We start from the raw sequence: 12174 nt of genomic DNA on the forward strand, positions 1-12174 counted from the left end.
ATATATGAATGCACCCGGGGACTCCCATCGCTTTTACGAGGCACTCAACACGGCGAAAACTGAGACTGAGGCGATTCACCTCATCTCCACTATTTTCTTTAAGCTCTCTGCCGATCTTTTTTGCATTATCGGAACCGATGGCTATTTTAAGCGGGTTAACCCAGCATGGACTCATCTTTTAGGATGGACCCAAGAAGAATTACTGGGGCGACCTTGGAGCGAGTTTCTCCACCCCGAGGATCGAGACCTCACCATCACCCTCGCCAACCCCCTTCCCCAATCCGATATATCCATTAAAAATCGCTATCGCCACAAAAATGGTACCTATCGCTGGTTTGCCTGGAAAGCGTGCCACTATCCAGACAGCATCAGCTATGCGGTAGGGCGAGACATCACGGCACAGCAGGAGTTAGAAGCGGCCCTGCATCAAAGTGAGCGCCATTACCGAAATTTAGTGGAAACCTCCCGGGATTTAATCTGGTCCCTGGATCAGGAGGGCCGCTGGACCTTTGTCAACCCAGCGGCGCAAGAGATTTACGGATATGCACCCCAGGAGATGCTGGGGCGATTCTTTTTCGAGTTTATGGACCCGGAACAAGGGGTCAAAGATCGGCAAATGTTCGATCGCCTGCAAGCAGGGGAGTCGGTTTTTCCCTACGAAACTCAACATCGCCGCCAAGATGGGACTGCGGTCTTTCTCAGTTTCAATGCGGTCTTGATGCGGGACGAGTTGGGCAATATCATTGGGACTACGGGTACTGCCACGGATATTACCCATCGCAAGCAGGCCGAATCGGCCCTGCAAGAATCCCAACAAAAATTGGCCATTCATCTTCAACAAACTCCCCTGGCGGCGATCGAGTGGAACTTAAATTTTGAAGTCAGCAACTGGAACCCAGCGGCGGAAAGACTTTTTGGCTATACCCGGGAGGAAATCCTGGGGCATCATGCCTTAGACTTGATTCCCGAGAAGGTGCAATGGGAAGTGAACGAAGAAGTTTTACAAGCGCTCTTACATCAAGAAGGCGGGATTTATAGTACCAACGAGAATCAAACTAAAGATGGGCGGGTGATTATTTGTGAGTGGCACAATACGCCGTTAGTAGACTCCGAGGGTCAGATGATTGGAGTCGCATCTCTCGTGCAGGATGTGACCGAAAAATTTGTAGCTATCCGTGCTTTAGAACAGAGTGAAGCGCGGTTTCAAAAGTTAGCGGATAATATTCCCGGGTTGATTTATCAGTCGATAATCCATCAAGATGGATCGGTTTCTTTCCCCTTTTTATCCTCCGGTTGTTTGGATGTGATGGAGGTAGACCCGGACTATATGAAGCAGCATCCCAACATTTTGGGAGAGATGATTCACCCCGAGGACCGACCGAGTTATGAGCGATCGATCGCCGCGAAGATTCAACCGATGGAACCCTGGCGATGGGAAGGGCGGTTTATTATGCGATCGGGTAAGCTCAAGTGGTTGCAATGTGTGGCGCGAGCAGAACAGCAGGAGAATGGAGATATTCTCTGGGAAGGGGTAATGATTGACATTACCGATCGCAAGTTAGCTGAAGAAGCAGTGACTCAAAGCGAAGCAAAATGGCGATCGCTCATTCAAAATAGCTCGGATATGATTACCATCCTAGAACCCGATGGCACAATCCGCTACCATAGTCCCTCTGTTGAGCGCATCTTGGGTTACTATCCCGAAGAACTGATTGGTCAGAAGACCACTGTATTTGTTCATCCCGATGATGTAGAAAAAGTAAAAGAAACCTATCAGATGCTCACTAACCATCCCGACTTGATTATGAAAATTGAGTATCGGGTACAGCGGGCGACGGGAGAGATTTTATATTTTGAATCAATAGGCCGGAATTTGCTAACAGAAACTGCCGTGAATGGTTTGGTGATTAACTCTCGGGATATTACCAATCATAAAATTGCAGAGGAGGCGCTGAATCATGCCAATACTGAACTAGAACGGCGAGTCAAACAGCGCACTTCTGAACTGAATAGCAGTTTAGAACAGTTGCGGATAGAAATTCTCGAACGCGCCAATGTTGAAGCGGCTTTACGAGAGAGTGAGCAACGATTTCGGGCGATTTTTGAAGGGGCAGCAATTGGGATTGTCGTGCGTACTTTGGATTGGGAAATTTTAGATAGCAATCCAGCATTTCAGTCGATGTTAGGGTATTCGCACGAGGAATTACAGGGTACAATTTGTCTGGAACTGAGCGATCCGTTAGACCAAAAGGCGGAACGGTTGCTTGCTGCCGAGATGATCAGGGGACAGCGGAAGGGGTATCAAATCGAAAAACGATATCGCTGTAAAAATGGCAGTCGGATTTGGAGTCGGTTGAGTGTTTCTTTGGTTTCTGGTAAAGGAGAAACGCCGCAGTTTGCGATCGCGATGGTGGAAGATATCACTGCCCGCAAACAAGCGGAATCGGAATTAATTCTCACACGCAAGGCGGTAGAAAGTTCTGGGGATGCGATCGCCATCAGCAATCGGTTTGGCTCTCATATCTATCACAATTCGGCCTTTTCTCACCTGTATGAATATGAAACACCGGAACAGTTAAATGCCGCAGGAGGACCCCTGGCTGTCTTTGCGGACCCGACTCTCGGGACTCAAGTCTTTGAAACCATTATGCAGGGGAACTCCTGGAGTGGGGAAGTCATCCACCGCACTTCCAGCGATCGCACCATTCCCGTCCTGTTGAGCGCCGATGCCATCAAGGACCCCAGCGGGACCATTGTCGGATTGATCTCGATTAGTACAGACATTTCCCAGCGAGTTCGCGCCGAACAAGACTTGAAAAAGGCACTCCATGCCGCAGAGGCAGCGAGTCGTTCTAAAAGTACCTTTTTGGCGAATATGAGTCATGAACTTCGCACCCCCCTCAATGCCATTATCGGTTATAGCGAAATATTGGCTGAAGAAATGGAGGATGCCGGAGAACAACAGGCGATCGCCGACTTGACCAAAATTAGGACCGCTGGAAAACACCTGTTATCTTTAATTAACGATATCTTAGATATTTCTAAAATTGAAGCCGGACGGATGACCCTGTATCTGGAACCCTTCGACATCACCCTCCTGATTTCGGAGGTGATCAGTACCGTTGAACCCTTAATCGAAAAAAATGGCAATCACTTAGAAATCAACTGCGATCCATCCGTAGGAATGATGACCGGAGACTTAACCAAAGTGCGCCAGATTTTATTCAATCTGCTCAGTAATGCGGCGAAATTTACCGAAAACGGAACGATCTCTTTAACCGTTACCCCCCGGGAGTCTGGGGAATGGATTCATGACCCTGTAACCCCTGACACTCCTCGGGAACAGACTGCGGGAATTGAGTTTCGCGTCACCGATACCGGCATCGGCATTTCCTCGGAACAATTGGCCAACATTTTTGAAGCCTTTAGTCAAGCCGATGCTTCCACAACTCGCAAGTATGGGGGAACTGGGTTAGGACTGGCAATTTCCCAACGATTCTGCAAGATGATGGGGGGTGAAATTCTCGTAGAAAGTGAAGCGGAAAAAGGGTCTACCTTTACTCTCTGGTTGCCGATGAATATGAAGCAAATTGCGGAAGAAATAGAGGCATAAACTCTGTTATTTCCAGCCCCTTTCTGCCTGTTCCAAAACGTAAGCGCCAACCGCTTCGATTTCGGTAACACTCAATCGGTCATTGTAGGCAGGCATCGGGTTTTTTCCCTGGGTAATCAACTGGGCGATCGCCTCTTGGGTATCCAGATGATTTTTAGCTAAGGCTTTAAGTTTCAGCGTCTTTCCTCGCCGAATAATATTACCGCCATTGGCATGACACCCGGCACAGTGAACCGTAAAAAGTTTAGCCCCATCCCCTGAATTGTCTGCCATTGCCGGTTGTATTCCGACCAGGGTAATTGCCATCATTAACAGCACAATAGCCCTGATTAATCGCTTTTTCATCCTGGGTTTTCCCCTTACTTTTAGGTTAAATTTGTTTCTGAATCCCCTCGCCAGATTGGGTGTCCGGTGCCTTGATGAATTTCCCCTAATTCAGGAAAGAGAGAATGAGTAAGGTGGGCAATGCCCACCTCATTGATTTTCCTCCCTTTATCTCCTCAAAATTAGGCGAGGGTTGGGTTGAGTGAGAGAGGCTGAATTTATTTTGCCAAATTACTGGCTAACTCACGCGCCGGGGTTGCCAAAGGTTTGGGCGGAATGCTCATCTCTTTCAACCAATTGTAATTAGAAATCATTGCCCCGGTTAAGGTTTCATGAATTTGATATTTAACACCAAATTCTTCACAAACTCCCATCAAAATCTTAGAAATTTCAGGATAATGAATGTGACAAATATGGGGATATAAATGATGGACAACTTGAAAGTTTAATCCTCCCATATACCAAGTGCAGAAGGGGTTGTTAGGTGCGAAATCCACTGTCGTGCGAACCTGAAAAATTGCCCATTCATCATCTACATGGTTCTGTTCTGGATTCGGCGTAATAAATTCAGCGTTATCCATCACATGAGCCATCATAAATACCTCACAGATTATCGCTCCGTAGGTAAAATAAGTTAGAAGGAAACCGCCGATGACCGTTAAGGGACTGTAGCCCACTGCCAGGGGAATCCCGATAAAAAGACCCAACCAAACCAACTTACCCACCAGCAAGGTTGCCAGAGTCATTGGGGAAGGGGTCGGAACCACATGATCATGATATTTGCGCTTGAACAAAATAATTTGAACATCGCAGTACGACCAATACACGGGAATGAGGGGATAAATAAACCAGATAAACAAATGTTGGAATTTATGATACCATTTGTGAGGCATATCCGGGGACATTCTGACTAATCCATCCCCATGAATTTCTACATCGTGGCCCAGAATATTGGTATAGGTGTGGTGGAGATAGTTGTGGCGGAACTTCCATAAATAACTAGACAATCCGATCGCATCGTAGGTTAATCCCAGACTTTTATTCAGCCATTTATGGTTAGAATAACCGCCGTGATTAGCATCATGACCCACACAAAACGCAAAACCGGCCAATCCTGCAGCAAAAACCATACAGCCCAGAATTTTAAAGCCAATTCCCGCCGGACCAAAGAGCGTAAAACTGTAAGCCCCAACCATCCATAAAACCAGAGTTAGGGTTTTCAGATACATCTGTGGACAATCGCGTTTGGGGATGTTTTCCTCCTGAAAATAGGCTTCAACTCGGCGGTTGAGTTCTTTCCAGAACCCCTTATTTTTGGCAAACGTTACCTTAGTTCCTGTCATGTTTAAGAGAAATTATCAGATTCGCCTTTGTATTCTAACCTATTTGCGCGGTCCGAGACTGAGGATTTTGAACCCAGGGTGGGGAGAGGAATCCGCCTTTTTAGAGGGGGACAAGACCCCAGATTCGGCTATAGTTTAGGGGTTGAGGATTTCCCAATCGGGAGTGCGATCGCCTGTTCCCCAGGGAATTGCATTCTGTGCCACCCCCAAATTTGCCCCGGGGGTTAACGGCGGCGATATTCATCCCCACAGTCGCCAATTAATTCCAACAAATTCCGGGCGCGATCGCCAACCGCATCAATTTTTTTAACATCTGCCGCACTCAAGCTAAACTCAAACACCTTTGAGTTTGCTTGAATATGTTCAGAAACGCCCAATCTTGTACCCACAATTGCACCCGCTACCGCTGGATTTTCGAGGACATATCGCACCGCTACATTGGCGATCGTCACCTGATATTGATTAGCAATTTGCTCAAGAGTTTGTAACAATTCCTGAAATAAACTCCAACTTCCCCAAGCCGATTGCATATTTTTATACTTATTCAAAGAAGCCGTATTCAGAACTCGCGGACTCGGTTCCGGCTGTCCTAAATACCCTTCGGAAAGTAAACCCCCGCCTAAAGTTCCATAGGCCAATAACTTAATCCCATGCTCCAAACAAAACGGCACCATTTGCTGTTGGGGACGGCGGTCTAAAATCGAAAATTGCACCTGATTCGAGACAATTTTAATCCCATTTTCGACAATAATTGCCAAATGTTCCGTATCAAAATTCGTCAGGGCTAAATGCTTAATTTTCCCCTCCGCCTGAAGTTCCGCCATATACTTCAAGGCATCCAAATAATTTTTATCTTGATAATCCCACCAATGGAACTGCATCAAATCTAATGAATCCACCCCCATGCGCTGGCGGGAAATATCGATATTCTTTTCCACCAGTTGCCGAGTCATTTTACCCGGACGAGGCACCCACTTGGTAAACGCCTGAAGATTTGCCAGGGCAGCTTCCCCGCGTTTTTGAGCCAACTGGCGGCGAAATTCCCCAATAAAATCCTCTGCGGGACCATAATGATCTGCAAGGTCCCAAGTCGTGAATCCCGCATCCACATAGTCAAACATCGAGGCGATCGCCCCTTGGGGATGAATCGGACCATGAGCACCGGACACCTGCCACATCCCATTTAAAACACGGCAAATCGTCAAATCCTCAGTCAATTGCACTCGGCTTGATTCAGGTAGCGGCATTAAAATTAACTCATCACAGCATTGCTTCCCCTACAATAAATCAAAATCAACCCTTCATTGGCTCAACCATGTCTGCCGAACCTGCCGTCCTCGAAGCCAACCTCGCCTTTTATCGTGCCTTTCAGACCAAAAACATGGAAGCCATGAGCGAAATCTGGTCCAAAGGCATCAACACCCTCTGCATCCATCCCGGACGCAAAATCCTCAAAGGATGGGAAGAAATCCGCCCATCCTGGCAACAAATCTTTAGAGTCACCACCACCCTAGAAATCGAGATCCAAATTACCGCCAGCGAGTCAATCGGCAACCTCGCCTATATCGTCCTCATCGAAAAAGTCACCCAAACCAGCAACGGACGGAAAAACCAATCCCTCTCCAACGCCACTAACCTCTTTGAAAACATGGGGGGAAAATGGTATCTCATCCACCATCACGGCAGCCCCATCTTGCGATAAAAAAAAAGAGTTAGAGGAATAAAACACCCCTCCAACTCTTCCTTCCTTCTGTGAAAATCTGTGAAATCTGTGGTTTGAAATCTGTGGTTTAAAACACAGGAATTACATCATTCCCATGCCGCCCATGCCGCCCATGCCGCCCATGCCGCCCATGCCGCCCATGCCGCCCATGCCGCCCATGCCGCCCATGTCAGGCATGGCACCAGCCGGTTCAGGTTTCTCAACAACCAGGGCTTCTGTCGTCAGGACCATGCTGGCGATCGAAGCCGCATTCTGCAAGGCCGATCGCACCACTTTAGCCGGGTCGATAATCCCTGCGGCAATCATATCTACATACTCACCCGTTAGGGCGTTGTAGCCCACATTAAAAGCACTTTCCCGCACTTTTTCCACAACCACGCTGCCTTCAACACCGGCGTTATCCGCAATTTGACGCACAGGTGCTTCTAAAGCTTTAGCAACAATATCAGCCCCGAGGATTTCTTCATCATTGAGACTGGCTTTGAGGGACTCAATTTTGCTCACCAGATGAATCAGGGTCGTACCGCCACCGGGAACGATCCCTTCCTCTACTGCCGCTTTGGTGGCATTCAGGGAGTCTTCGATCCGCAGTTTGCGTTCTTTGAGTTCAGTTTCCGTAGGAGCGCCCACTTTAATCACGGCGACACCTCCGGCGAGTTTGGCGATCCGTTCTTGGAGTTTTTCTTTGTCGTAGTCAGAATCGCTTCTGTCTAATTCTTTGCGAATTTGACCGATGCGGATTTGAATCGCTTCTTTGTTTTTGTCATCCGCTTCAGCAACAATGGTGGTGCTTTCTTTGGTGATGGTCACCTTACGGGCGGTTCCCAGCATATCCAAGGTGGCGGTATCCAGACTCAGACCGATTTCTTCAGAAATCATCTGACCATTGGTGAGCACGGCGATATCTTGCAGCATCGCTTTACGGCGTTCACCAAATCCGGGGGATTTGATAGCGGCTACATTTAAGACACCCCGGGCTTTATTGACGACTAGGGTTGCCAAGGCTTCGCCATCGACATCTTCAGAGATGATTAAGAGGGGTTTGCTGGCGCGGGCGACTTTTTCCAGGATAGGGACGAGATCCTGAATGGAACTGATTTTTTTGTCGGTAATTAGGATTGCCGGGTTTTCAAACTCGACGATCATCCGTTCGTTGTCGGTGACGAAGTAGGGGGAGATATAGCCGCGATCGAGCTGCATCCCTTCGACGACATCGAGTTCGGTGGTGAGGGATTTGGATTCCTCGACGGTGATCACGCCATCTTTGGTGACTTTATCCATCGCTGATGCGATCATCTGACCGATTTCTTCGTCATTGCCAGCAGAGACGGTGGCAACTTGGGCGATCGCGTCCCCTTCGACGGGTTTAGCCAAAGCTTGAATTTCTTCAACCAAGTAGGCGACGGTTTTTTCAATCCCGCGTCGGACTGAAACCGGATTCGCACCGGCAGTCACGACTTTCAAGCCTTCCCGAATCATCGCCTGGGCTAAGACAGTGGCGGTGGTGGTGCCATCACCGGCAATGTCTTTGGTTTTGGCGGCGACTTCCCGTACGAGTTTGGCCCCCGTGTTTTCCAGGGGGTCTTCTAATTCGATTTCTTTAGCAATGGTGATCCCATCATTTACGATATCTGGTGCGCCATATTTCTTTTCTAGCACCACGTTGCGTCCTTTCGGTCCCATCGTGATTCGGACTGCATCGGCGAGGGCGTTGACCCCGCGTTCCAGCGCCCGACGGGATTCTTCGTTAAAGGAAATAATTTTTGCCATAGTGTCGGTTTCTCAATCTGCTCCAAATAGAAAATTTAGCACTCTATGGTGCAGAGTGCTAATTCGTATAAACCGTACAAGCAGGGTGAGGCATGATGGGTTCCGGACGAGACTCGGGTTGAGGGTGGGCGCTGCTGCACCAGGGGCGAGAGACCCCTCTACTGATTCGGAGTCCGGTTTTTTAAGCCAATTTTAAGGAGGGCCGATCGCGAGAATCCTTCGAGAGGGATCGGGGTATAGGCAGGGGAAGGGGGAATACAGGTTTATTTTTTCTGCGGTTTTTTAAGCCCTCCAACCCCCTGCAGGGGAACTTTTAATTCAGGCCCCAAGTCAAGCTGATTGTAATCATTCTTTCTAGGGTTAAAGAAGGAGTAAAACTCCTCCTATGTTCTAGTCAGGGTTATTTTTTAACGGCAGGAAAAATAACCGTCAGAAATTATCAAGTTTTGAGGTTTCTGAGGGTCATCGAAGTTAGGGGAATTTTTTATAAACTTAAATATACTCTTTTTAAAGCGCATTTTACCGGACAACAGAGGAAATTAATTCCAGGTTTTTCATTCAGGTGAATGACTTATTACAGCCTCTTATCACAATTTTGATAAGGCTGATATTATGCTGCTATTTTTTTGGATGGGATATTTAGGCTCTATCAATCTCAATTTCACAGGCTTCAAAAACACCGGGTTACCCCTAACAGTTTCCGCAGAGAATCCGGTTTTATCTGAAGAGGCTTGAAGAAATATTAAGGAAAAAAGCGTTCAGAAAATCAGGCAGCTATTTTTTAGGGCGATCGCTTTTTTCAATCAGGGCTGGTATCTACTCAAAAAAGTAAGGGTTGGAGTAGTCCAGATGGCGATTGATTTTGATTTGATTAAAAACCAAGATAAGGGCGGAATGCCGGTGTCAAAAACGGTAGTTTTCATCGACTCGCAAGTAGAAAATTATAAAAGTTTGCTTCAGGGAGTCCGGGAAAATGCCCAGGCGATCGTGTTAGAGGAAGTAAGCGATGGAGTCCAGCAGATTACCCAGGTTTTACAAACCATCAACAGCCTGGGGGAAACTGTAGATGCAGTTCATATTATTTCTCATGGGAGTCCCGGTTCGCTCAAGCTGGGTTCTGCTATTTTAGCCTCGGATAATGTAGGGCAATATCGAACCGTTTTGGAGTCCTGGAGAGAGGCGATCGCCCCTGATGGAAATCTGTTCCTCTATGGATGTCAAGTAGCAGCAGGAATCGGTGCCGAATTTGTAAGAACCCTGAGTCGCTTGACGGGGGTTAATATTGCCGCATCCGTGGATATGACGGGCAATTCAGAACGCGGAGGTAACTGGGATTTAGCCTTTAGAACGGGAGAAATAACCGCACCCTTGGCACTCAAACCCGAGGCGATGATGGCATATTCGGGAGTTTTGGCGATTCTAACAGTAACGAATGCCAATGATAGTGGGGCGGGGTCTTTAAGAAATGCGATCGCCTCTGCCCAAGGGGGAGACACCATCCTGTTTGACTCTAGTCTTGCCAATCAAACCATTACCCTGACTAGCGGTCAATTAGAACTAAATAAAGACCTAACCATTGATGGCGCAAATGCTGCTGGGATTACGATTAGTGGCAATAATGCCAGTCGAGTTTTCTTCGTTAAAGAGAATACGAATTTTGTTCCCAGTACCGTTACCCTGAGAAATTTGGTCATCGCTGATGGAAAAGCTACGGGAATTGGAGAATTAGGTGCAGGGGGAGGCATTTACACCGCAAGTCGTAGCACTCTAACGGTAGAAAATAGTACCTTTAGAAATAATGTGGCGACCGGAGAAGGGGGCGGGGCAATTTTTGCAGGTTTTAGAAGCACTAATACTATTCTAAATTCTACTTTTGATGCTAATGATGCTACCCCAACTAACGCTGAACGAGGAGGAGGGGCGATCGCCATCAAAAGCGTAAGTAATACGTCAGTTATTGGCAGTACCTTCACCAACAATAAAGGGATTAATGGCGGGGCGATTAATAGCTTATTAAGTAGCTTAACCGTAGAAGATTCTGTATTTATCAATAACGATTCAACTCCCGGGGGTATTTTAAATCAAAATACAATGGGATATGGGGGGGCAATTTATACCGATGGCGCTTCAGAAACAACTAATGCTGATACATCTGGAGAGATTATTATCCGCAGTAGTCGATTTGAAGGCAATCGAGGCGCTGGACAAGGTGGTGGACTCTTTCTCTTTGTTTATGATGGCGATCGCGTGGTGATTGAGGATAGTAAAATCCTCACCAATCAGGTGATTACCAATTATAAGGGAGATGCCCTGGGCGGCGGTTTGCGTCTCGGAAATGGGGCCGTAAGAATTAGCAATACCACCTTTGCTAATAACCTAGCAGAAAGCCAGGGAGGGGGTTTATGGGTTGGAGAACGCACTAATCTTGACCTGGTGAATACTACATTTTCTGAAAACCGCGCCCAATTAGCTAATACGACTCAGGGTTTAGGAGGTGGCCTCGCTATTAATATTCGCGATGGCTATACTGTCAATGTTTTAAACTCCACCATCGCCAATAACGTGGCTGGATTCCAAGGAGGAGGGTTTTGGGGAGGCGGAACCAATACAACCCTCACTAATACGATTGTTGCTAATAATGTAGGGGTGAATGGTTTTAATGTTAAACAACAAACCGGGGTTCAATTTAATGATGGCGGGAATAACATTCAATTCCCCAGCAAAAATCTGAACGCTTCTCAAGATGTTAACGTCACCGCCAATGTGCTGATCGCCGACCCCCTATTAGGACCGTTGCAGGAAATAGATGGAGTCTTAATCCATCCCTTACTACCCGGAAGTCCTGCCATTGATGCGGGTAATAATGCCGTAGCACCCACCACGGATAAACGGGGACAAATTCGGCCCTTTGATGGGGATGAGAATGGGACGGCAGTTGCCGATATTGGGGCTTATGAATTCACCGTTCCCATCCTCTCAGAATTGCCGATTGAAGTATTACTAGGAACCACGGCGATCGCCGATAATACCACCACCGCAATTAACCTAGGAACGACCCAAGTTAACGAGGCACTCACCCCCACCTTTACCCTCAGAAATCCCAACAGTAGCGAAGTTACTTTATCAAACTTACAACTCCCTCCTTCCTTCAGTTTAGTCGGTCCTTTTCCTGGCACAATTCCCCCCAATGCAGAAGTCACCTTTCAAGTCCAACTCGATGCCAGTAATGCGGGAACTCCCTTGGGAGAGTTACAATTTATCGCCAACAACAACACAGAAAATCCTTTTAACTTTCCCATTACTGCCACAATCATTTCCCCACTGCCACCGTCAGAACCCACGGAGGGTACAGCGGGTCCCGGGATAATAGTTGTTGGCCCCATTTTACCTGAATCTCTTCC

Annotated in this window: 7 protein-coding genes; 3 read left to right on the plus strand and 4 right to left on the minus strand. The window is 47.4% G+C overall.

Annotated features, from left to right (window positions below; genetic code table 11):
• Positions 1-4 precede the first annotated feature (4 nt).
• A complete protein-coding gene (locus tag NG792_RS10640; RefSeq protein ID WP_261235418.1) occupies positions 5-3613 on the plus strand; it encodes a PAS domain S-box protein in 3609 nt (1202 codons plus the stop codon).
• Between the two features lie 6 nt (positions 3614-3619).
• On the opposite strand, the gene NG792_RS10645 is transcribed toward NG792_RS10640, so the two are convergent.
• From NG792_RS10645 to NG792_RS10655, 3 genes are all read right to left on the minus strand, one after another.
• Positions 3620-3958 (minus strand): c-type cytochrome, encoded by a 339-nt coding sequence (locus NG792_RS10645; protein WP_261201409.1) that lies wholly within the window; start codon positions 3956-3958, stop codon positions 3620-3622.
• Between the two features lie 197 nt (positions 3959-4155).
• Complete coding sequence (locus NG792_RS10650) at positions 4156-5280, minus strand: fatty acid desaturase family protein (RefSeq protein WP_261201410.1); 1125 nt, start codon at positions 5278-5280, stop codon at positions 4156-4158.
• Positions 5281-5504: 224 nt separating this feature from the next.
• Positions 5505-6527 (minus strand): aldo/keto reductase, encoded by a 1023-nt coding sequence (locus NG792_RS10655; protein WP_261201411.1) that lies wholly within the window; start codon positions 6525-6527, stop codon positions 5505-5507.
• A 68-nt stretch (positions 6528-6595) separates the two neighbouring features.
• Between NG792_RS10655 and NG792_RS10660 the strand changes: the two genes are divergently transcribed.
• Positions 6596-6982, plus strand: coding sequence for a nuclear transport factor 2 family protein (locus NG792_RS10660; protein WP_261235419.1), 387 nt, complete (start codon positions 6596-6598; stop codon positions 6980-6982).
• A gap of 102 nt (positions 6983-7084) precedes the next feature.
• Here NG792_RS10660 and groL read toward each other — a convergent pair whose 3' ends face one another.
• On the minus strand, positions 7085-8773 hold the full coding sequence (gene groL, locus NG792_RS10665; protein ID WP_261235420.1) for a chaperonin GroEL: 1689 nt from the start codon (positions 8771-8773) through the stop codon (positions 7085-7087).
• Between the two features lie 849 nt (positions 8774-9622).
• Here groL and NG792_RS10670 point away from each other — a divergent pair.
• A partial coding sequence (locus NG792_RS10670) for a DUF4347 domain-containing protein (protein WP_261235421.1) occupies positions 9623-12174 on the plus strand: 2552 nt, incomplete at its 3' end.

The sequence above is a fragment of the Laspinema olomoucense D3b genome, assembly GCF_025370785.1.
Classification (GTDB): domain Bacteria; phylum Cyanobacteriota; class Cyanobacteriia; order Cyanobacteriales; family Laspinemataceae; genus Laspinema; species Laspinema olomoucense.

What these genes read in the sequence shown, in the direction of transcription:
- NG792_RS10640 (WP_261235418.1), top strand. Translation starts at nt 5, where the DNA reads ATGAATGCACCCGGGGACTCCCATCGCTTTTACGAGGCACTCAACACG.
- NG792_RS10645 (WP_261201409.1), bottom strand. Translation starts at nt 3,958, where the DNA reads ATGAAAAAGCGATTAATCAGGGCTATTGTGCTGTTAATGATGGCAATT.
- NG792_RS10650 (WP_261201410.1), bottom strand. Translation starts at nt 5,280, where the DNA reads ATGACAGGAACTAAGGTAACGTTTGCCAAAAATAAGGGGTTCTGGAAA.
- NG792_RS10655 (WP_261201411.1), bottom strand. Translation starts at nt 6,527, where the DNA reads ATGCCGCTACCTGAATCAAGCCGAGTGCAATTGACTGAGGATTTGACG.
- NG792_RS10660 (WP_261235419.1), top strand. Translation starts at nt 6,596, where the DNA reads ATGTCTGCCGAACCTGCCGTCCTCGAAGCCAACCTCGCCTTTTATCGT.
- groL (WP_261235420.1), bottom strand. Translation starts at nt 8,773, where the DNA reads ATGGCAAAAATTATTTCCTTTAACGAAGAATCCCGTCGGGCGCTGGAA.